Here is a 21,088-nt window from a genome sequence, read left to right as displayed (position 1 = left end):
GCGAGGATGGAGGGATGAACGCAGGCGACGGCGCCACGAGCGCACCCACGGCACAGGTAACGCAGACCACCGAGTCGACCCCCGACCCGAACACGAATCGTCGGCAGCCCTTCCCGCAGGGGTTCCTCGACACGATCTCGTCCGGCTGGGCCGTCCGCCCCGAGTCCGCCCCGCTCCCCCGGGCCGAAGCATCCTTCGCCGCCGCGCGCCGTGCACGCGTCTCCGAGGCGTTCCCGGGAAAGCGACTGGTCATCCCTGCCGGCGAGCCGAAGCAGCGCAGCAACGACACCGACTACCCGTTCCGCGCGCACTCCGCGTTCTCGCACCTGACCGGCTGGGGCTCGGACTCCGAGCCCGGCGCGGTGCTCGTGTTCGAGCCGCGCGAGGGCGGTCACGACGTGACCCTCCACTTCCGCGAGCGCGCCGACCGCACGACGTCGGAGTTCTACTCGGACGCCTCGATCGGCGAGTTCTGGATCGGCCCGCGTGCGGCGCTCGACGCCGTCGCCGTCGATCTCGGCGTCGCGACCTCACACATCGACCGGTTCGAATCGCGCGACGGCGACCTGGTCGTGGGCGAGGACGACGCGCTCACGCGCTTCGTGTCCGAGCTGCGCTTCGTCAAGGACGAGTACGAGATCGAGCAGATGCGGCTCGCCGTGGAAGTCACCGCGGCCGGCTTCGACGACATCGTGCGCGAGCTGCCCGCCGCACTCGAGCACCCGCGCGGCGAGCGCGTCGTCGAGGGCGTCTTCCACCGCCGCGCGCGCAGCGACGGCAACGGCGAGGGCTACGACACGATCGCGGCATCCGGTCCGCACGCGTGCTACCTGCACTGGACACGCAACGACGGCGCCGTCATGCCGGGCGACCTCATCCTCATCGATGCCGGCGTCGAGGTCGACAGCCTGTACACCGCCGACATCACTCGCACGCTCCCCGTATCCGGCCGCTTCACCGATGTCCAGCGGCGGGTCTACGAGACGGTTCGCGAGGCCGCCGACGCCGCGTTCGCGGCGGCACGACCGGGCGTGCGATTCCGCGATGTGCACGCCGCGGCGATGGAGGTCATCGCTCAGCGCGTGGCGGAGTGGGGCCTCTTGCCCGTCACCGCCGAGGAGGCGCTGGATGCCGACCGCGGCGGCCAGCACCGCCGCTACATGGTCCACGGCACGAGCCACCACCTCGGCCTCGACGTGCACGACTGCGCACAGGCGCGCCGCGAGATGTACTACGACGGGCTGCTCGAGCCCGGAGTGATCTTCACCATCGAGCCCGGACTGTACTTCCAGATCGACGACCTCACCGTGCCCGAGGAGCTCCGCGGCATCGGCGTCCGGATCGAGGACGACATCCTGATGACCGCCGACGGTCCGGTGAATCTCTCGGCGGGCATCCCGCGCACCGCGGATGAGGTCGAGGCCTGGATCGCGGCTGCGTCCGCGTGAGCGTGCCGGCCACCTTCACCGCCCCCGACGCCTTCACCACCCGTCCGACCCTCACCGGGTCGTTCGGGATGGCGGCGTCCACCCACTGGATCGCGACCGGAGTCGCCCAGGGAGTCCTGGAGCGCGGCGGGAATGCGTTCGACGCGGTCGTGGCGGGCGGCTTCACCCTCCACCTGGTCGAGCCGCACCTGAACGGCCCGGGTGGCGACCTGGTCGGGATCTTCGCAACGGCCGCCGAGCCCGGACGACCCGTCGTCCTGATGGGCCAGGGTCCCGCACCCGCCGGCGCCACGATCGACCACTACGGCGCGGAAGGACTCGACCTCGTGCCGGGCGCCGGCGGCCTCGCGGCGGCGGTCCCGGGCGCCGTCGATGCCTGGCTCCTGCTGCTTCGCGATCATGGCACGGCGACGCTCGAAGACGTGCTGCGACCGACGATCGAGTACGCGCGCACCGGCGTTCCCCTCTCGGCGAGCGCTGCGGCCACGATCGCTCGCGTGGCCGAGCTGTTCGCCGACCACTGGACGACCTCCTCCGCCCTGTGGACTCCCGGCGGACGTGTCCCCGCCGAAGGCGACCTCGTGCGCAACGCTGCCTACGCCGACGTGCTGGAGAGGCTGGTCGCGGCATCCCTCGGCCACGACGATCGCGTCGCGGGCATCGACGCGGCGCGCGACCTGTGGGCCGCGCTCGTCGGGACGGAGGCGTCCGCGTTCCTCGCGACGCCGCACCGCCACTCGTCGGGCACCGATCACGCCGCCGTCATCCGCCCGGAGGACGTCACCGGCTTCCGCGCCGCATTCGAGGATGCCGTGACCGCCCCGTTCCGTGGACACGTCGTCGCGAAGGCCGGGTCATGGTCGCAGGGACCCGCGCTGCTCGAGGCTCTGCGCATCCTCGATCCGCTTCCCGATGCGTCGCTGGACCCGTCGACGGGACTCGGCGCGCACACGGTCGTCGAGGTGCTGAAGCTCGCGCTCGCCGATCGCGACGCGCACTTCGGAGACGGCGCGCCGGTCGACGACCTGCTCGCCGACCCCTACATCGCCGCTCGCCGTGCCGGGCTCGGCGAGACGGCGTCTCGCGCGTGGCGCCCCGGCCACCCGGAGGGGCGCACACCGTTCCACCCGCCGCTGCGCTCGGATGTCGCAGCGGGCGACGACGACTCCCTGGGTGTGGGAGAGCCCACGGTGCAGGGCACGGGTGATCCGACCGTCCAGAGCAGCGGCGAGACCCGCGGCGACACGTGCCACATCGACGTCGTGGACCGCTGGGGCAACATCGTCGCCGTGACCCCGTCGGGCGGGTGGCTGCAGTCGTCGCCCACGATCCCGTCGCTCGGCTTCTGCCTGGGCACCCGGTTGCAGATGATGTGGCTCGACGAGTCCGCGCCCTCGGCGCTCCGGCCGGGGGCGCGTCCGCGGACCACCCTGACGCCCACGCTCGTGCTGCGCGACGGGGCGGCGGTGATGGCCATCGGCACGCCCGGCGGAGATCAGCAGGAGCAGTGGCAGCTGCCGGCTCTGCTGCGCATGCTCGTCGGCGGCTACACCCCTCAGCAGGCCATCGACGCTCCGAGTTTTCACACCACGGCGCTCATCGACTCCTTCTGGCCGCGCACCTGGACCCCCGCAGGGGTCGTGGCGGAGGGCCGGCTCGGCCCCGAGGTGATCGCGCAACTGCGCGGCCGGGGGCACGACGTCGCGGTGTCGGGCGACTGGTCGCTCGGTCGCCTCTCGGCAGTCGGCATCGACCGGGCGACGGGGCAGCTGTGGGCCGCCGCCAATCCGCGCGGGGCTCTCGGCTACGCTGCCGGCCGTTGAGATGCGGCGCCGGCCGCTGAGGCGAGGATCACGAGATGCGGTGGAGCGTCAGACGGCGAGGCGGCTCCGAAGGAAGCGCTCCACGCGCCCGGCGATCTGGGTGGCGAGGTCGACAGGTGCGATCTTCCGTCCCTTCACCTCGAACCCGTGCCCGCCCGGCGCCCACTCCAGCACCGCGTCCTGACAGGACGCGACGGCCTGCTCGAGCTGCTCGTGCGGGTCGACGAACGGATCGCTCTCCCCGGACAGGAACAGCTGGGGCGCCGTGATCGACGGAAGGTGCTCGATGCGCGGGCTCTCGGGTCGTCCCGGCGGATGCAGCGGGTACCCGAGGTAGACGAGAGCCGCCGGCTCGATCGTGCCGTCCGCGGCCGCCATCGAGGCCATCCGTCCGCCATAGGATCGGCCCGACGCGACGACCGGCACGCCGGGAACGGCCTCGTGCAACGCGGCGTCGACCGCCGCCCACGTGGCGATGGCGTGCGCTGCGGGGCCCGGCATCCGCCGACCGGCTTCTGAGTACGGGAAGTTGAACCGCATCGCCGCGACGCCGCGCGCCGCCATGGCGCTCGCGAATCCGACGACGAACGGGTGATCCATGCGTGTGCCCGCGCCGTGCGCGATGCCGATCGCCGCCCACGGCTTCTCAGGCAGGGCGAGGAGGGCGGCCACGACCGCTTCTCCGGCCGGAAGCGTGACGGTCAGGCTCAGCGGCGTCTCACGGTCCACCCTCGAATCATGCCGCAGATCGTGTGCGACACCCCCGACGTCGCGCGTCAGTCCTCCGAGTGCGGACCGGGCCCGTCATCGGCCTTCGAATCCGACTGCTCACCGTCCGCATGCGCCTCACCCTCCGGCGACACCCTCTCGCCGTAGCGCGGCGGCTCGGCGTGCACGGCGGGTGTCCCCGGACCCGGCCGCACCGACGGCGCCGCGTTCGCGGGGGGAACCGGCGGCTCGGAGGGAATGGTCGGATGCTCGACGGGAAGCCCCTGCGCTCCGATCACCTGGCGCGCGCGATGGATGCTGTCAGGCCGCACGGTCACGTCGTAGTGGTCCGCGACCACCTGCATGACGGAGGCGTAATCGCGCCGGCGGCGGATCATCGCGTACGTGAGGAGCGAGAACAGCATGCCGATCGCGATGCCGACGAACAGCACGCCGACGAACGCCTGGATCGGCACCGAGCTGTTGCCGAGCACGAAGATCGCCGAGAAGAGCAGACCCAACAGCACGCCGTTGATCGCGCCGGAACGCGCGGCGGCCGCATAGCCGAGGCGGCCCGTCACCCGCTCGATGGAGCGCAGTCCGTACCCGACGATGGCGATCTCCTTGGCCGGGATGTCACCGGCGATGAGGGTGGAGACGGCCTTCTGTGCGGCCTCGTAGGTGGGGAAGCTCGCGATGCTCTCCCCCGCCTCGGCGGCGTTCGGCGATCCACCCATCATCGTCATCCCCCCATCCTCCCATGGACGCCCGGACCGGCCCGATCGACTGCCCCGGTGAACATGCGGGGACCGGTCACAGGCACCTGGAGCCCGTGAGCCGCGCACTACGCTGGTTCCGTGAGTACGCAGAGGGTTTTCGTCGCGCGCCTGTCCGGGTGCTCGGTCTTCGACCCCGCGGGCGACCGGCTCGGCAAGGTCCGGGATGTCGTCGTCATCTACCGAAAAGCCGATCCGCCGCGCGTCATCGGCCTCGTCGTGGAGATCCCCGGCCGTCGGAACGTGTTCGTCTCGATCGGACGCGTGACCTCGATCGCCACGGGGCAGGTCATCACCACGGGACTCATCAACGTGCGCCGCTTTCAGCAGCGCGGCGGCGAGGTGCGCGTCATGGCCGAGTTGGTCGGCCGCAAGGTCTTCCTCGCCGACCGCACGCAGGCCGTCATCGAGGATGTCGCGATCGAGCGCAGTCGCACAGGCGAGTGGGACGTGGGTCAGCTGTTCCTGCGCAAGCCCAAGACGAGCGCCTCCCCGTTCGCGAAGGGCCCCACCACGTTCGCCTCCTGGTCGGAGGTGCGCGAGAGTCAGGATCCGGGCGAGGCCCAGTCGGCCGAACAGCTGGTCGCGACCTACAGCGAGCTGAAGCCCGCCGACCTCGCCAACACCCTCCTCGACCTTCCCGAGGATCGGCTCATCGAGGTCGCCGAGGAGCTCCCCGACGACCGTCTCGCGGACGCCCTCGAGGAGATGCCCGAGGATGAGCAGATGCACATCCTCGAGCAGCTGGGCGACGAGCGCGCCGCCGACATCCTGGATGCGATGGAGCCGGATGACGCGGCCGACCTCCTCGGTCAGCTGCCGGAGGCGCGCAGCGAGCAGCTCCTCGAGCTGATGGAGCCGGAGGAGGCGGAGGACGTCCGTGCGCTCCTGAAGTACGGACCCGACACCGCGGGCGGTCTCATGACGCCGGAGCCGATCGTCCTGTCCGCCGATGCGACGGTGGCCGAGGCGCTGGCCCTCATCCGTCGTCACGAGCTGCACCCGGCGCTCGCCGCCGCCGTGTTCGTCACACTGCCGCCGTACGAGACGCCCACCGGCCGCTTGCTCGGCACCGTGCACTTCCAGCGCATGCTGCGCTATCCGCCGCACGAGCGGCTCGGCGCGATCATCGACGACACCCTCGACCCCGTGCTCGCCAGTTCGTCGGCCGCTGAGGTCGCGCGCCTGCTCGCGAGCTACAACCTCGTGTCGCTTCCCGTGATCGACCAGGCGCACCGGCTCGTCGGCGCGGTCAGCGTCGACGATGTCCTCGACTACCTCCTGCCCGACGACTGGCGCACGCATGATGCGGAAGAGGTGGATGCCGCGCCCACGACTGGAACGGGGGGCCGTTGATGGCACGCCAGACCCGACAGCCCTCGCTCGACGCGCCCCGCGGGCGCTCGGGCATGCTGAGCCGCAACGCACAGCAGCAATCCAGCGACCGGTTCGGCCGCTTCTCCGAGGCCTTCGCGCGCGCGATGGGCACCTCGGGGTTCCTCATCGGGATGACGATCTTCGTGGCCGTGTGGCTGACGTGGAACATCTGGGCGCCGCCCGCCTTGCAGTACGACCCCGCGAAGACGAACTTCACGCTGCTGACCCTCATCCTGTCGCTGCAGGCGTCTTACGCGGCACCGCTCATCCTGCTGGCGCAGAACCGCCAGGACGACCGCGACCGCGTCCAGATCGAGCAGGACCGGCAGCGCGCAGAGCGCAATCTCGCCGACACGGAATACCTCGCGCGCGAGATCGTCGCGCTGCGCATGGCCCTCACCGAGGTCTCCGGCGAGGTCGTGACGAAGGACACGCTCCGCCAGGAGCTGCGCGGTCTGCTCGATCAGCTGGACGAGCGCGACGCTCGCGCGGTGGCCGTAGAGCGGCCCGGAGGAGCGGCGTGACCGCAGGGCGCGACGCCGTGCTGGGCGACGCCGTCCGCGCTGCCGTCGGAGCCGTCTCCGACCCCGAGCTGCGGCGCCCACTCGCCGATCTGGGGATGCTGCGGGACATCCGGGTCGACGACGGCACGGCGCACGTCGGCATCGCACTGACGATCGTCGGCTGTCCGGCGGCGCAGCGCATCGAGCGCGACGTGCGCGAGGCCGCCGCGTCGGTGGCGGGAGTGGATGCCGTCGACCTCACCGTGGGCGTCATGACCCCGGATGAACGGCGCGAGCTGACCGAGCGGCTGCGCGGCTCCCGCGCGCGCACGATCCCCTTCGGTCCCGAGTCCCTGACCCGCGTCATCGCCGTGACGAGCGGCAAGGGCGGCGTCGGCAAGTCGACCTTGACCGCGAACCTCGCTGTCGCGCTCGCGCGTCGCGGTCTCGCCGTCGGTCTCGTCGACGCCGACGTGCACGGCTTCTCGATCCCGGCCCTGCTCGGGCTCGTCGACGACACCGGCCGCACGATCAAGCCGACGCGCATCGACGAGCTCATCCTGCCGCCGGTCGCCTATGACGTGAAGACCATCTCGATCGGGATGTTCCTCCGGGAGGGCGACGAGAACGCGGCGGTCGCGTGGCGCGGGCCGATGCTGCACCGCACCGTCCAGCAGTTCCTGACGGACGTGCATTTCGGCGACCTCGATGTCCTGCTCCTCGACATGCCCCCCGGTACGGGTGACGTCGCGATCTCGGTCGGCCAGCTCCTCCCCCACGCGGAAGTGCTCGTCGTGACGACGCCGCAGGCCGCGGCATCCGACGTCGCCGTCCGCAGCGGGCTCGTCGCACGTCAGACCGGACAGCACGTCATCGGTGTCGTCGAGAACATGGCCGCAATGACCCTTCCCGACGGGACGGTCGTCGACCTGTTCGGATCAGGGGGCGGCGAACGGGTGGCGGCGACGCTCTCCACCGCCGCGGAAACCGTCGCGCTGCTCGCCCAGGTGCCCCTGAGCCCGGCGCTGCGGGCGGGCGGGGATGCCGGCATCCCCGTCGTCGTGTCCGACCCGGACGACGCAGCAGCCCGCGCGATCATCGAGCTCGCGGGGCGACTGTCGGTGCGACCTCGCGGCCTCGCGGGCCGGTCGCTCCCGGTCACGCCCCGCTAGGAGCGAGGTCGGCGGGGATCAGGTCGCCTCGGCGTCGAAGGGCGGCACATCCCCGGGAACGAACGTCTCGATCGTGGCCGCAGCGGGGCCGGCCGCCGTCGCCGTCGCGACCGGCGCCACAGGGGCATCGTCGAGGAGCGCCTCGCGGATGATGCGCCGAGGGTCGTATTGGCGGGGGTCGAGCGTGCGCCAGTCGACGTCGTCGAAGTCCTCGCCCATCTCGTCCTTGACGCGGTCCCGGGCGCCGCGGATGAACTCGCGCGCGCGCACCGTCAGCTGCGCGAGAGACGCCGCGTATTTCGGCAGGCGCTCGGGTCCGACCAGGAACGCGGCGAGCACACCGATCACCAGCAGCTTCTCGATGGTGATCCCGAAAATCATGAGTTCAGGTTACCCGCCGCGCCGCGCGTTGGCCGAACCTGCGCACGCGTAGGCTTTCGCACGGAGGTCTGGGATATGGGCGAGAACGCGACGCAGGCGGTGGACGGCGCGAAGGATCGGTTCGCACGCGAAGCGATCGTCGAGCCGGAGCACATCGCTCGAGCGCGTGCGCACGCTCTCGAGCTCGGCGCCGCGCCCGTGAGTCCACCGGTCGGCGCGCAGATCGCGGTGCTCGCCGCCGCATCCGCAGCCCTGAACATCGTCGAGATCGGCACCGGCGCCGGCATCTCGGGCCTGTGGCTGCTGCACGGCGCCCCGCGGGCGATCCTCACGACGATCGACACCGAGCCCGAGCACCTCGCCGCGGCGCGGCAGGCCTTCGCGGACGCCCGCATCGCTCCGGCCCGCTCCCGGTTCATCGCGGGACGCGCGGCCGACGTGCTGCCCCGCATGAACGAGGCGTCCTACGACATCGTGCTGGTCGACGCCGACCCCGACGGCGTCATCGAGTATGTGGAGCACGGCCTGAGGCTCGTGCGTCCGGGCGGCACCGTCCTCGTGCCGCGCGTGCTCGTCGGCGGCGCGGTCGCCGACCCGGTGCGGCGGGATCCGATCACGACCGCGTACCGGTCGCTCATCACCGAGACGCAGAACTCGCCCGCGGTCGTCGGAGCGCTGTCGACCGTCGCCGAGGGACTGCTGCAGCTCACCACGCTTCTTTCGGCCTGACCGCTGACGCCGTCCCGCTCAGACGACGAAGGCCGGTCCGAAGACCGGCCTTCCCGTGATCGAGGAGGTGCTCAGGCGGCGCTGACGACCTCGCCGAGCACGTCGTAGAGCTCCTTGGCCTCGGCGTCGTTCACAGAGACGACGAGACGACCGCCGCCCTCGAGCGGCACACGCACGATGATGAGGCGGCCCTCCTTGACGGCCTCCATCGGCCCGTCTCCGGTTCTCGGCTTCATGGCTGCCATGCTTGGCTCCCTTTCGTCGCTGGTCTGGATCAAGTTTATCGTCTGTCACTGACAGGCCAGAAATCGCGGCGGGTTCCCGGGGGAGAATCCGGACGTATTCCGGCTAGGGAATCTGCCAGTAGGTGTTGGCGAGCGCATACATGTTGTAGATCCACCACCACTGGCCGACGATGCAGGCGACGAGAACGCCGACGCGCCACGCCGTCGACTTCGGCGCGGCGACCGCCCCCCACAGCGGGGAGAGGGGAAGCAGCAGCCGGAAGATGCTTGACTGCGGGAAGAAGACCGCCAGAAGGTAGAGCAGGTAGCTCGCCGACCACAGCCGCAGCTCGACACCGAGCCGCCGCACGTGCGGCTCGAAGAGCAGGAGCGCGGCGATCGCCACGACAGCCGCGGCGAGGAAGACATATCCCCCGTACTCGCCCCAGCCCCACACGCCCGACCAGAAGTGGGCACCGACGACGAAGCCGTCGAAGGGGAAGAAGCTGCTCGTCGAATCCGGGATCCAGTTCCTGCGCCAGGCCAGCTCGGTGCGCAGGTAAGCGCTCGGATCCCCTGTCGCGATCCCGGCGATCACCTGCCAGGCGAAGCCCACAACCGTCGCGAGGGCGGCGAGCGCGACGATATGCACGATCTCGCGCGCCCGGAGAGGTTCGCGCGTGCGGGTGAGCCACCGCCAGATGCCGAACAGGCCGAGGGTCAGCGCGAAGGCGAGGACGCCGGGACGCGTGAAGCCCATGAGCGGTATCAGCAGGTAGAGCCACCCGTAGTGCCGGCGCATCAGCAGCCACAGCGCGAGGAGGAGCCACAGCATGAAGAGGGCCTCGGCGTAGCCGATCTGGAAGAGCGCGGCCAGCGGACCCGACACGAAGAGGACGACCGCCCACGTCGCCGCCGTGGCATCCAGCTTCATCCGGAGCATGCGGTACAGCACGAGCGCGGAGAGGTAGCCCGCGACGAGTGAGATGAGCACCGCCGCGATCGGCCAGCCGCCCAGCGGGATGCCGACGAGCTTCGCGAGGTACGGATACAGCGGCAGGAACGCCCACTGGTTCTCGGTGACCAGTCCCTCGGGGTTCACCGGGATCGTGGACGGGTACCCGTTCTCGGCCGTGAACCAATACCACTGCGCATCCCAGCCCATCACGAGGGTTCCGAAAGCCGCGTGCAGTCCGAAACGGGATGCGGGGCCGGACAGCGCCGATGCGCCGAAGAAGAACAGCGTGGTCAGGACCCGGGCGGCGATGTAGAGGATCGCGATGCGAAGGGCAGGCCGCTGCCAGACGCGTTCGAGCGCGCCTGGACCCTCGCGGGTCAGCGTGCCGTCAGCCATGCCCGCAGTCCACGCTCGACGGCGTCGATCTGGGCGAGCGGCACCCGTTCCTCGTCGTGGTGCGCCAGCTGGGGATCGCCGGGACCGTAGTTGACGGCGGGTACGCCGAGGGCCGAGAACCGGGCGACATCCGTCCACCCGTACTTCGGGCGGGGTTCGGCGCCGACGGCGGCGAGGAACTCCTGCGCGAGCGGCGCGTCCAGGCCGGGACGCGCGCCCTCGGCGGCATCCGTGATCTCGACCTCGAAGCCGGCGAACACGTCACGCAGGTGCGCGGCGGCGGCCTCGACCGAGCGACTGGGCGCGAACCGGTAGTTCACCTCGACCTCGCAGAGGTCCGGGATGACGTTGCCGGCGATGCCTCCGCGGATGGCGACGGCGTTGAGGCCTTCACGGTAGGCGAGCCCGTCCACCGTCACCTCACGGGGGCGGTACTCCGACAGCCGCATGAGAATGGGCGCGGCGCGGTGGATGGCGTTCTCGCCGACCCACGCGCGGGCGCTGTGCGCGCGGACGCCATGCGTGCGGACCACAGCGCGCATCGTGCCGTTGCATCCGCCTTCGACCTGACCGTTGGACGGCTCGCCCAGGATCGCGAAGTCCGCGGCGAACAGGTCGGGCCGGTCCCGAGCGAGGCGCCCCAGGCCGTTGCGGTCGGCCTCGACCTCCTCGTGGTCGTACCACATCCACGTGAGGTCGACACGCGGCTCGGCGAGCTCGGCGGCGAGCTTCAGCTGCACGGCGACGCCCGCCTTCATGTCGACCGTGCCGCGGCCCCAGAGGTACGGCTCGCCGTCGATCTCGATGTCGCGCGTCGGCACGTTGCCGTTGATCGGCACCGTGTCGATGTGACCTGCGATCACGACGCGCTGCGCGCGACCGAGGTCGGTGCGCGCGACGATCGTGTCGCCGTCCCGGAACACCTCGAGGTGAGCCAGCGCGCTCACCGCCTCGTGGATCGCGTCGGCAAGGGTCTTCTCGTCGTCGGAGACGCTCGGGATGTCGCAGATCGCCCGGGTGAGAGACACGCTGGACGCGGACAGATCGAGGCGCGGCATCGTCCGAGTCTATCGGCGGGTCCTCAGGCCTCTCTCCGTCATCGGATCGGAGTCCCGTCGCCGCGCTCGGTAGCCTGGAGGCATGAGCGACGAGCGATGGGTGTGGGGCTGGGGCCTGGTGACGACGACCGACGCGGGAGCCATCCTCGACACGTGGTTCCCCGAGCCGACGATCGGCCGCCTGCCGCTCGGGCTCGACCCCGTGATCGCCCCGGAGAACCTCGACCGACTCGCCGTCGCGGATGAGCGGCGGCGCGTGCGTGTGGACGTCGTGGCGGTCGAGGCGGACCTGGATGCAGCCCCCACGTCGACTCCGGACGCCTATCTCCGCCTGCACGCTCTGTCGCACCGGCTGGTGCGCCCCAACGAGGTGAACCTCGACGGCATCTTCGGCCACCTCCCGAACGTCGCGTGGACCAACGCCGGTCCGATGCATCCCGATGACGCCGCCCGCCTGCGTCCCGAGCTCGCGCGCGAGGGGATCCAGATCCAGGGCCTCGACAAGTTCCCGCGACTGCTCGACTACGTCGTGCCGGCGGGCGTGCGCATCGCCGACGCATCCCGTGTGCGGCTCGGGGCATACCTCTCCCCCGGCACCACCGTGATGCACGAGGGCTTCGTGAACTTCAACGCGGGCACGCTCGGCGCCTCCATGGTCGAGGGACGCGTCTCGCAGGGCGTCGTCGTCGGCGACGGCAGCGACATCGGGGGCGGCGCATCCATCATGGGCACGCTGTCGGGCGGCGGGCAGCACCGTGTCTCGATCGGCGCGCGCGCACTGCTCGGCGCAAACGCGGGCGTTGGCATCTCACTCGGCGACGACTGCGTCGTCGAGGCCGGCCTGTATGTCACGGCCGGCTCGAAGATCGTGCTCGCCGACCAGGCTCCGCGCGCCGACGGCTCGCAGCCGACGGTGAAGGGCGCCGAGCTCTCGGGCGTGCCCGGCATCCTGTTCCGCCGCAACTCGCTGACGGGCGCGATCGAGGCCGTGCGACGCGCCGGCGTCGGCGTGACCCTCAACGAGGCCCTGCACGCCTGACGACACGCCGCCCTGCGCCTCGCGAGGCGCCCCCGCAGAGCATCCGAGCGAGAACGACGGACGCGGATGAGGCGCTATCGTCGGATCAGCGTGGACGAGGGGGCTCACATGAGCGATCGGATGCCGAGGCGCCTGTACGAGGACGAGCTCAAGGTCCTGCAGGCGCGACTGGTGGACATGCAGGCGTGGGTGCAGGCGACGGGCGCCCGCATCATCGTCATCTTCGAGGGGCGGGATGCCGCCGGCAAAGGCTCGACCATCAACCGGGTCACGCAGTATCTGAACCCGCGCGTCACCCGCACCGTCGCCCTGCCGACCCCGACCGAGCGTGAGAAGACCGAGTGGTACTTCCAGCGCTACACGACGCACCTGCCGGCCGCGGGTGAGATCGTGCTGATGGACCGCTCCTGGTATAACCGCGCCGGGGTCGAGCATGTCATGGGCTTCTGCACGAACGCGGAGTACCACCGCTTCCTGCATCAGGCGCCGATCTTCGAGCGGATGCTCGTCGAGGACGGCATCCTTCTGCTGAAGTACTGGTTCAGCGTGTCCGACGTCGAGCAGGAGCTGCGATTCCGCTCCCGCAACGACGACCCGATGCGCCGGTGGAAGCTGAGCCCCAACGACGTCCTGTCGATCACGAAATGGGAGGACTACTCCCGCGCCAAGGACACGATGTTCGTGCATACCGACATCCCCGAGGCCCCGTGGTTCGAGGTCGACAACGACGACAAGCGGCGCGGGCGGATCAACATGATCCATCATCTGCTGTCGCAGATCCCGTATTCGCTCGTGGAGCGCGAGCCGATCGAGATCCCCGATCGCCCGGCCTCCGGCGGCTACGAGCGGCCGCCGCGCGATCCGTCGACGATCGTGCCCGACTATGTCGCCGAGCTGCGGAAGAAGCACGGCAAGCGGCGACTGCCGTCAGACGGTGATCGGGATGCCGAGGCCGCTGCCATCGCGCAGCGCGAGGATGCGAAGCGCTGACCTGGACGTCGCTAGCGCCGGATGGCGTTGATCGCGAGGTTCAGCACGCGCTCGCGCTGGGCCGCATCGTCGAACGCGGCCACGGCGGCCACGCCCGACACGAGCTTGACGACGTCGCCGATCGTGATGTCGGGGAGGACCTCGCCCGCCTCCTGCGCCCTGATGAGGAGCGGCTCCCCCGCCGACAGCATGATCGAGCGGCACTCGACGAGCACGGATGACTGCCGGTTGAGCCCCTCCAGGAGGGCGTGCTTCGTGCCGACATAGGTGACGAAGCGGTCCAGCCACGCCCTCAGGGCCTCCCACGGCTCGAGATCGCTGACCTCGTCGGCGGCCTGGGCCAGGGCGTCGACCTCGCCGAGGTACAGCGTCTCGATCAGATCGTCGCGCGTCGGGAAATTGCGGTACAGCGTTCCGATGCCGACGCCGGCGCGGCGCGCGATGTCCTCGAGGGATGCCGATGAGCCTTCCTCGGCGAACGCCTCGCGCCCGGCGGTGACCAAGGCGTCGAAGTTGCGTGCAGCATCCGCGCGCTTGGGGCGACGCTCGTCCAGCGCGGATATGCGCTCTGCGACCGGCATTGCAGAACCTTTCGGACTCGGGAAGAAAAAGTCGGTGATCGGACTTGCAAACCGGAGGGCCCCTCCGGTAATGTCAATCCGGAGGAAACCTCCGTTCGGAGACCGACCCTCACTTTACCCCTCATTCACCGGATCCGCATCTCTGGGAAGGCCCTTCATGCCAACTTCCACCTCCACCCGTGCGGCGTTCCTCGCGATCACGCTCAGTGTCGCCTCCCTCGCCCTGCTGCAGAACCTCGTCATCCCCGTCATCCCGCTGATCAGCGCGGACTTCGGCGTCACGGCGGACGCGGCATCGTGGACGATCACCTCGTGGCTCATCGCCGCCGCGGTCGCCACGCCCCTCCTCGGCCGCATCGGCGATCTTCGCGGACGCCGCAACACGTTCCTCGTGGTCCTCGCGGTCGTCGCCGTCGGCGACATCGTCGCCTCCTTCGCCCCGACACTCGGAGTGCTGATCCTCGCGCGGGTGCTGCAGGGGGTCGGCGGAGCGCTGTTCCCGCTCGCCTTCGGCCTGCTGCGCGACGTCATGCCGCGCGAACGCCTGACCGGCGCCATCGGTGCTACCAGTGCCATCATCGGCATCGGCGGCGCCGCGGGCAGCGTGCTCGCGGGTCCGCTCGCCGAGCTCCTGGGCTGGCGCGGGATCTTCTCGATCCCGTTCGTGACGGCCGTGGCCGGCATCCTGCTCACCCTCGTGCTCGTCCCGGCCACCGGCACCCGCGCAGCCGGCCGCGTCAATGTGCTCTCCGCCGTGCTCCTGTCCGGCTGGCTGGTGGCCCTGCTCGTGCCGCTCAGCTCGGGCGCGCGCTGGGGATGGGATGCTCCGCTGACCATCGGCCTGTTCGCCGCCGCAGCGGTCCTCTTCGCTGCATGGCTCGTCGCGGAGCTGCGCTCTCGCGAGCCGCTGGTCGACCTGCGACTCGTCGCCAGCCGAGCCATCTGGCCGGTCAACGCCGCCGGACTGCTCATCGGCGCCGCGGCCTTCGGATTCTGGGGCTATCTGCCGCAGTTCCTTGAGACGCCCGCCGTGTCGGGCTGGGGGCTCGGTCTCGGAGTGCAGGGCGCAGGACTCGCCCTGCTGCCTCTCCTGATCGGCATGTCGAGCGTCGGATTCGCCACGGGGGCCATCGCCCGGGTCGTCCCGCTCCGGGTCATGATGGCGCTCGGCGCGCTCTTCATGGCGGGGGGCATCGTGTTCGCCATCCTCGAGCACAGGTCGCTCATCTTGCTCGCGGTCGCCGGCGGCCTGTTCGGTATCGGCATCGGTCTGGCGTATGCATCCGCCGCGAGCATCATCGTGGAGAGCGTGCCCGCCGACCGCACCGGCATCGCCACCGGCGTGAACGCGAACCTGCGCACGATCGGATCGGCGATCGGTTCGGCCTTCACCACGGCGATCGTCTTCGGCTCGGTGCGGGCCGGCGGCACTCCCGCCCTCGACGGCTACACCGTCGCCTGGCTGACCCTTGCTGCCGCCGCAGTCATCGCGGGGATCATCGTGCTGGCGGTGCGTCCCAGCCGCCGCGGTGCTGTCGTCGCGGACGACGCCGGCGAGCTGGAGTCCGCCGAGCTCTACGCCGAGGCAGCCTGACCGGATACCGACAGGAATGCGCCCGGGGGGATGCCCCCGGGCGCATTCGTCTGCGATGCCTCAGTCGCGCACGCGCACCGAGAGGCAGGTCACGCAGCCCTCGAGCTTCTCGAACTCCGAGATGGGCGTGGTGAGCACCTCGAGACCGCGGTCGCGGAACAGCTGCGCGCTCTGCGGAGCGTCCGATGACATCAGCACCGTCGAGTCGTCGAGCACCACGACGGCGGTTCCGTGCTCCTCGGGCACGCCGAGGAAGGACGGGTAGACGCTCGGGTCGTCCACCAGCGGCTCGTAGCCGATGATCGTGCCGTCCGGCAACGCGGTGACGCCGCTCTTCAGGTGCAGCACCTTCGTGACGGGCACGGCGACGATCTCCCACCCACGCGGTGCGAGGTGTGCACGCAGCTGCGCGATGCCCTCGTCGTTGGTGCGAAGCGTGCGGCCGACATAGACCGTCCTGCCGACCTTGAGGACGTCGCCGCCGTCGAGCGTTCCGGGCTCGGTGATCCGCAGGTACGGGATGCCGACGGCCTCGAGCGTCTCGCGGGCCGTGTCGATCTCCCCACGGCGGGAGTCGGCGCCGGGGCGCGTGAGCACCGCGACGTCGCCGAACATCACCACCGCATCCTCGACGAAGACACCGTCGGCGTGCTCGTCGGCCGCCTCGAGGTCGACGACGTCCCATCCGCGCGCGCGGTAGACGTCCACATACCGCGTCCACTGCTCCATAGCGAGGGCGGCGTCCACCGGGACGCGCTCGATGTGGGTCAGCTCGCCTTCGGCGAGGCGTGGCGACGGACGACGGACGAGGAGTCGAGGCATCCGCTCAGCCTATCTTCGGCCGCTGCGGCGTCAGACGGTACCCGGGTAATCGCGGCGCGGAGCACCCGTGTACAGCTGCTGCGGACGGCCGATCTTCGTGTGCGTGTCGCCGCCCGCCTCGCGCCACTGCGCCAGCCAGCCGGGCAGGCGGCCGATCGCGAACAGCACCGTGAACATGCGGGTCGGGAAGCCCATCGCCTTGTAGATGACGCCCGTGTAGAAGTCGACATTCGGGTAGAGACGGCGCTCGCGGAAGTAGTCGTCGTTGAGCGCGATCTCCTCGAGCTCCTTCGCGAGGTCGAGGAGCGGGTCGCTGATGCCGAGCTCGGCGAGCACCTCATCCGCGGACTCCTTGACGAGCTTGGCGCGCGGATCGTAGTTCTTGTAGACCCGGTGGCCGAAGCCCATGAGCTTGACGCCGTCCTCCTTGTTCTTCACGCGCTCGACGAAGCGCTGGACGCTCTCGCCGGAGTCGCGGATGCGGCCGAGCATCTCGAGGACGGCCTCGTTGGCGCCACCGTGCAGGGGGCCGTAGAGGGCGTTGATGCCCGCCGAGATCGAGGAGAACTGGTTCGCGCCCGTGGAGCCGACCAGACGCACCGTCGAGGTCGACGCGTTCTGCTCGTGGTCCTCGTGCAGGATCAGCAGGCGCTCGAGAGCGCGGGACATCACCGGGTTGACCTCGTACGGCTCCGACATCACGCCGAAGTTGAGCTTGAGGAAGTTGTCGACGAAGCTCAGCGAATTGTCCGGGTACAGGAACGCCTGCCCGACGCTCTTCTTGTGCGCGTAGGCCGCGATCACGGGCAGCTTGGCGAGCATCCGCACGGTGTTGAGCTCGATGTGCTCGGGATTGTGCGGGTCGGACTCGGTCTCGTAGTAGGTCGAGAGTGCGGAGACGGCCGAGGAGAGGACCGACATCGGGTGCGCAGTGTGCGGGAGCGCCGAGAAGAACCGCTTCAGATCCTCGTGCAGGAGCGTGTGGTGACGGATGCGCTCGTCGAAGCCGGCGAGTTCGTCAGCGGTCGGAAGCTCGCCGTAGATGAGGAGCCACGCGACCTCGAGGTAGGTGCTGTTCTTCGCCAGCTGCTCGATCGGAAAGCCGCGGTAGCGCAGGATGCCCTGGTCGCCGTCGATGAACGTGATCGCCGAGCGGGTCGCCGCCGTGTTCACGAATCCGTAGTCGAGAGCCGTGAGGCCGGTCTGTCGGGTCAGCGTCGACAGGTCGATGCTCGGGTGCCCCTCGGTGCCACGCAAGATCGGCAGCTGGGCGGTCGTCTCGCCGACGGTGAGAGTCGCGATCTCCGGCTGGGTGGCCGCATCAGTCACGGCGCCTCCTTGCGATTTCTGGTCGTTGGGGGTGCGTCCGGCACTCGCGCCGGAGCTGGGGATGCGGCGGATGGCCGAACCTTTTACAGCCTAATGCGCGGGAACGACTACGTTGAACGCCACCAAAGGATGGCACGTATGGATGGAGGACCTCTACGAAGCTGGGCGGCCGATGGCCGCCGACGCCCGCAGACGGGCGGCCGCAGCATCGACCCGCTCGTCCGTCGCCGTGAGCGACAGACGCACGTGCTGCGGGAAGTGCGTCCCGTAGAAGTGGCCGGGACCGGCCAGGATGCCGAGTGCGGCGAGCCGGTCCAGGCTCTCCCATGCGTCGCGCCCCTCGGTCGCCCAGAGATAGAGGCCCGCGTCGCTGTGGTCGACCCGGAAACCCGCCGCCTCGATGGCAGGCTTCAGCACATCTCGCCGGCGACGGTACAGCTCGCGCTGACGCGCGACGTGCGCGTCATCGCGGAGCGCAGCCGCCATCACGGCCTGCACGGGAGCCGGCACCATGAGCCCGAGGTGCTTGCGCGCCGTCACGAGGCGGGAGACGATCGCGGCGTCGCCCGCCACGAAGGCCGCGCGATAGCCGGCGAGGTTCGACTGCTTGCTGAGCGAGTACACGGAGAGCACGCCGTCCGGCTCGGATCCCGCGACCCGCGGGTCGAGCACCGACGGGATCGGCTCGGCATCCCACGGCGCGTCCCACCCCAGCTCGGCGTAGCACTCGTCACCGGCGACGACCGCACCGAGCTCGCGCGCGCGAGCCACGGCGACGCGAAGGGTGTCGGCATCCAGCACGCGGCCGTCGGGATTGCCCGGCGAGTTCAGCCAGACGAGGCGCGTCGCCTCCGGCCACTCCCTCGGGTCATCGGACGCGAACGGGGTCGCGCCGACCAGGCGCGCGCCGACCTCGTAGGTCGGATAGGCGGCACGCGGATGCACGACGACGTCGGCGGGACCGAGGCCGAGCAGGAGCGGCAGCAGGGCGACGAGCTCCTTGGATCCGATCGTCGGGACGACCTGCTCGCGGGTCAGCCCAGGGACTCCTCGGCGCCGCCCGTACCACTCGACGATCGCGTCGCGCAGATCGGCGGTGCCGATGGTCTGCGGGTAGGCATGCGCATCCGTCGCCGCTTTCAGCGCGTCGACGACGACGGCGGGCGTCGGGTCGACGGGCGAGCCGATCGAGAGATCGACGATGCCGTCCGGATGGCGGCGGGCGCGGGCCGCGTAGGGGGCCACCGCATCCCACGGATAGTCGGCGAGATCGGCGACGCCCATCTCAGCGCGCCCGGCTCTGGGAACAGGTCACGGCGCCTGGGGCGGAAGGGCCGCCACGATCGGGTGATCCTTGTGGATGACACCCACCTTCGCGGCGCCGCCGGGCGAGCCGATGTCGTCGAAGAACTCGACGTTGGCCTTGTAGTAGTCCTGCCACTCGTCGGGCAGGTCGTCCTCGTAGTAGATCGCCTCGACCGGGCACACGGGCTCGCAGGCGCCGCAGTCCACGCACTCATCCGGGTGGATGTAGAGCGAGCGCTCCCCTTCGTAGATGCAGTCCACGGGACACTCGTCGATGCAGGCGCGATCCTTGACATCGACGCAGGGAAGAGCGATCACATACGTCACGACTGTCAGTCTAGTTGGCCGCGGAGACCCGATTACGGGATCGGTCGGGCCACGCGACGACGAGGATCGTCATGAGCGGAACCGCGATCGTCCAGACGAGTCCGAGGTTGACGCCGGCCAATTGGTCGAGCTTGCCGCTCGGCACGATCACCGAGCCGCCGGGGCCGGTGCCGGAGAACAGGAGGATCGCCGCGAACAGTCCGATGCCGCACGCGAGTGCCGCCCACCGGTCGCGCGTGAGCAGGCGCACCGCGAGGAGCAGCGCGGCCGCTCCGACGACGGCGAGGATCAGTCCGATGGGGACGGGGCCGACGCGGTAGGCGTGGGCGATGGTGCCCGCGATCCCGAAGACACCGCCCGCGAGGAGCGCGACGATCCAGGTGACGAGGCGACTCCACGAGAAACTCACGCCGCAAGTCTAGGGCGCGCGCTGCGGGGCTCACCCAGGCGTGATGCGCGCTTCAGGTCGCCCAGCCCCCCAGGCGCAGCAGCGATGCGACCGCGGCCGCTGCCGCCACGACGACCAGGAACGGGGCGCGCAACAGCAGCAGGCCCGCCGCTACGATCACCGCAGGGACGCGGGCGTCGACGACGATCGCCTGCCCCTGGCCGAGCGTCTGCACGGCGACAAGGGCGGCGAGCAGCGCCACTGTCAGCAGGTCCGCGATGCGCGCCGGACGCGGAGCCTCGAGCACCTTCGCGGGCAGCAGATAGCCCGCCGTCTTCAGGATGACGCAGGCGATGGATGCGAGCAGCACGGCGTTCCACAGCGTCACGGCAGGCCCTCCCGTTCCGGGACGTCCTCCGGCTCGGCGACGGGTGCGCTGCGCCCGAACCACCCGACGACGATTGCGACGAGGGCGGCGATCAGCACGGGCACTCCGGGCATCAGCACCGGGGTGAGGACCGTCGCCACCACGGCCGCCGCCACCCCGACGGCGATGGGCTGGCGCCCGCGCAGACGGGGCCACAGCAGGGCGAGGAACGCCGCTGCGGCTGCGGCATCGAGCCCGTACGCTCGCGGATCGCCCACGACGTTCCCGAGCAGCGCACCGACCAGCGTCGTCGCATTCCAGCCGACGTAGATCGCGATCCCCGTGACCCAGAAACCGACGCGGCGGGCGTGCGGGCGCGTCTGCGCGAGGGAGATGGCGGTGGACTCGTCGATCGTGAAGGGGATGGCCGCGACGCGACGCCAGAACGTCGTGCCGACGACCGGAGCCATGCGCATCCCGTAGGCGGCGTTGCGGACCCCGAGCATCGCCGCCGAGGCGATCGCGGACGGCAATGCGGCGAGCCCCCCGGCTCCGAACACGCCGATGAACGCGAACTGCGATCCGCCGGTGAACATCAGGAGGCTGAGAACACAGGCCTGCCAGACGTCCAGACCGGATGCGGTCGCCAGGGCGCCGAACGACACGCCGTACGCGCTCGTCGCCAGGGCGACGCCGATTCCGGCGCGCGCCGCACGACGAGACTCGGCGCGCAGGTCGTCGTCAGGTGGTGCCACCGGATGAGCCTAGCGACGGCCGCGGGCAGGACGCTCGG

Annotated in this window: 23 protein-coding genes; 9 read left to right on the top strand and 14 right to left on the bottom strand. The window is 70.5% G+C overall.

Annotated elements, in window-relative coordinates:
- Positions 1-14: 14 nt before the first annotated feature.
- A complete protein-coding gene (locus tag AC0NZN_RS12540; RefSeq protein WP_474592642.1) occupies positions 15-1,448 on the top strand; it encodes an aminopeptidase P family protein in 1,434 nt (477 codons plus the stop codon).
- Positions 1,449-1,516: 68 nt separating this feature from the next.
- A complete protein-coding gene (locus AC0NZN_RS12535; RefSeq protein WP_474592843.1) occupies positions 1,517-3,271 on the top strand; it encodes a gamma-glutamyltransferase family protein in 1,755 nt (584 codons plus the stop codon).
- Between the two features lie 48 nt (positions 3,272-3,319).
- Here AC0NZN_RS12535 and AC0NZN_RS12530 read toward each other — a convergent pair whose 3' ends face one another.
- Complete coding sequence (locus tag AC0NZN_RS12530; RefSeq protein WP_474592641.1) at positions 3,320-4,000, bottom strand: alpha/beta hydrolase family protein; 681 nt, start codon at positions 3,998-4,000, stop codon at positions 3,320-3,322.
- Between the two features lie 47 nt (positions 4,001-4,047).
- Positions 4,048-4,725 carry a YflT domain-containing protein gene (locus tag AC0NZN_RS12525; RefSeq protein ID WP_474592640.1) on the bottom strand — a complete coding sequence of 226 codons (678 nt, stop codon included), beginning with the start codon at positions 4,723-4,725 and terminating at the stop codon, positions 4,048-4,050.
- Between the two features lie 111 nt (positions 4,726-4,836).
- Here AC0NZN_RS12525 and AC0NZN_RS12520 point away from each other — a divergent pair, with 111 nt between their 5' ends.
- From AC0NZN_RS12520 to AC0NZN_RS12510, 3 genes are read left to right on the top strand one after another with little or no spacing between them, the layout of a single operon-like run.
- Positions 4,837-6,111: a magnesium transporter MgtE N-terminal domain-containing protein gene (locus tag AC0NZN_RS12520; RefSeq protein ID WP_474592639.1), complete on the top strand. Its 1,275-nt coding sequence runs from the start codon at positions 4,837-4,839 to the stop codon at positions 6,109-6,111.
- Positions 6,111-6,656, top strand: coding sequence for a DUF1003 domain-containing protein (locus tag AC0NZN_RS12515; RefSeq protein ID WP_474592638.1), 546 nt, complete (start codon positions 6,111-6,113; stop codon positions 6,654-6,656). The genes AC0NZN_RS12520 and AC0NZN_RS12515 overlap by 1 nt, the downstream gene beginning before the upstream one ends.
- The gene (locus tag AC0NZN_RS12510) at positions 6,653-7,807 is read left to right on the top strand and encodes an Mrp/NBP35 family ATP-binding protein (protein WP_474592637.1); all 1,155 of its coding nucleotides are present in this window, start codon (positions 6,653-6,655) and stop codon (positions 7,805-7,807) included. The genes AC0NZN_RS12515 and AC0NZN_RS12510 overlap by 4 nt, the downstream gene beginning before the upstream one ends.
- 18 nt (positions 7,808-7,825) lie before the next feature.
- Here the strand turns inward: AC0NZN_RS12510 and AC0NZN_RS12505 are convergent, their stop codons facing one another.
- On the bottom strand, positions 7,826-8,188 hold the full coding sequence (locus AC0NZN_RS12505) for a twin-arginine translocase TatA/TatE family subunit (protein WP_474592636.1): 363 nt from the start codon (positions 8,186-8,188) through the stop codon (positions 7,826-7,828).
- 75 nt (positions 8,189-8,263) lie between these two features.
- Here AC0NZN_RS12505 and AC0NZN_RS12500 point away from each other — a divergent pair, with 75 nt between their 5' ends.
- On the top strand, positions 8,264-8,917 hold the full coding sequence (locus AC0NZN_RS12500; RefSeq protein ID WP_474592635.1) for an O-methyltransferase: 654 nt from the start codon (positions 8,264-8,266) through the stop codon (positions 8,915-8,917).
- Positions 8,918-8,988: 71 nt separating this feature from the next.
- On the opposite strand, the gene AC0NZN_RS12495 is transcribed toward AC0NZN_RS12500, so the two are convergent.
- The 3 genes from AC0NZN_RS12495 to dapE form a co-directional block, all read right to left on the bottom strand.
- Positions 8,989-9,162: a DUF3117 domain-containing protein gene (locus tag AC0NZN_RS12495; RefSeq protein WP_474592634.1), complete on the bottom strand. Its 174-nt coding sequence runs from the start codon at positions 9,160-9,162 to the stop codon at positions 8,989-8,991.
- Positions 9,163-9,265: 103 nt separating this feature from the next.
- Positions 9,266-10,495, bottom strand: coding sequence for a hypothetical protein (locus AC0NZN_RS12490; protein WP_474592633.1), 1,230 nt, complete (start codon positions 10,493-10,495; stop codon positions 9,266-9,268).
- A complete protein-coding gene (dapE, locus tag AC0NZN_RS12485) occupies positions 10,477-11,553 on the bottom strand; it encodes a succinyl-diaminopimelate desuccinylase (RefSeq protein ID WP_474592632.1) in 1,077 nt (358 codons plus the stop codon). Before dapE ends, AC0NZN_RS12490 begins: the two co-directional genes overlap by 19 nt.
- A gap of 82 nt (positions 11,554-11,635) precedes the next feature.
- Here dapE and dapD point away from each other — a divergent pair, with 82 nt between their 5' ends.
- Together dapD and ppk2 are read left to right on the top strand one after the other, a co-directional pair.
- Positions 11,636-12,592, top strand: coding sequence for a 2,3,4,5-tetrahydropyridine-2,6-dicarboxylate N-succinyltransferase (gene dapD, locus AC0NZN_RS12480; RefSeq protein WP_474592631.1), 957 nt, complete (start codon positions 11,636-11,638; stop codon positions 12,590-12,592).
- Positions 12,593-12,712: 120 nt separating this feature from the next.
- Positions 12,713-13,582, top strand: coding sequence for a polyphosphate kinase 2 (gene ppk2, locus AC0NZN_RS12475; protein ID WP_474592842.1), 870 nt, complete (start codon positions 12,713-12,715; stop codon positions 13,580-13,582).
- A gap of 11 nt (positions 13,583-13,593) precedes the next feature.
- Here the strand turns inward: ppk2 and AC0NZN_RS12470 are convergent, their stop codons facing one another.
- Positions 13,594-14,163, bottom strand: a complete 570-nt coding sequence (locus tag AC0NZN_RS12470) for a TetR/AcrR family transcriptional regulator (RefSeq protein WP_474592630.1) — start codon at positions 14,161-14,163, stop codon at positions 13,594-13,596.
- A gap of 157 nt (positions 14,164-14,320) precedes the next feature.
- Here AC0NZN_RS12470 and AC0NZN_RS12465 point away from each other — a divergent pair, with 157 nt between their 5' ends.
- The gene (locus AC0NZN_RS12465) at positions 14,321-15,757 is read left to right on the top strand and encodes an MFS transporter (RefSeq protein WP_474592629.1); all 1,437 of its coding nucleotides are present in this window, start codon (positions 14,321-14,323) and stop codon (positions 15,755-15,757) included.
- A 60-nt stretch (positions 15,758-15,817) separates the two neighbouring features.
- On the opposite strand, the gene ddaH is transcribed toward AC0NZN_RS12465, so the two are convergent.
- The 7 genes from ddaH to AC0NZN_RS12430 form a co-directional block, all read right to left on the bottom strand.
- Positions 15,818-16,579: a dimethylargininase gene (gene ddaH / locus AC0NZN_RS12460; RefSeq protein ID WP_474592628.1), complete on the bottom strand. Its 762-nt coding sequence runs from the start codon at positions 16,577-16,579 to the stop codon at positions 15,818-15,820.
- A gap of 30 nt (positions 16,580-16,609) precedes the next feature.
- Positions 16,610-17,908, bottom strand: a complete 1,299-nt coding sequence (locus tag AC0NZN_RS12455) for a citrate synthase (RefSeq protein ID WP_474592627.1) — start codon at positions 17,906-17,908, stop codon at positions 16,610-16,612.
- Between the two features lie 153 nt (positions 17,909-18,061).
- Positions 18,062-19,192, bottom strand: a complete 1,131-nt coding sequence (gene dapC, locus AC0NZN_RS12450; RefSeq protein WP_474592626.1) for a succinyldiaminopimelate transaminase — start codon at positions 19,190-19,192, stop codon at positions 18,062-18,064.
- A 27-nt stretch (positions 19,193-19,219) separates the two neighbouring features.
- Positions 19,220-19,540, bottom strand: a complete 321-nt coding sequence (gene fdxA, locus AC0NZN_RS12445) for a ferredoxin (RefSeq protein ID WP_286289805.1) — start codon at positions 19,538-19,540, stop codon at positions 19,220-19,222.
- Between the two features lie 10 nt (positions 19,541-19,550).
- Positions 19,551-19,949: a histidinol dehydrogenase gene (locus AC0NZN_RS12440; protein WP_474592625.1), complete on the bottom strand. Its 399-nt coding sequence runs from the start codon at positions 19,947-19,949 to the stop codon at positions 19,551-19,553.
- 52 nt (positions 19,950-20,001) lie between these two features.
- Positions 20,002-20,316: an AzlD domain-containing protein gene (locus AC0NZN_RS12435; protein WP_474592624.1), complete on the bottom strand. Its 315-nt coding sequence runs from the start codon at positions 20,314-20,316 to the stop codon at positions 20,002-20,004.
- The gene (locus tag AC0NZN_RS12430) at positions 20,313-21,050 is read right to left on the bottom strand and encodes an AzlC family ABC transporter permease (RefSeq protein WP_474592623.1); all 738 of its coding nucleotides are present in this window, start codon (positions 21,048-21,050) and stop codon (positions 20,313-20,315) included. Before AC0NZN_RS12430 ends, AC0NZN_RS12435 begins: the two co-directional genes overlap by 4 nt.
- Positions 21,051-21,088: the final 38 nt, after the last annotated feature.

It is taken from the genome of Microbacterium sp. sgz311019, assembly GCF_056135325.1.
This window is presented reverse-complemented; position numbering and strand designations above follow the sequence as displayed.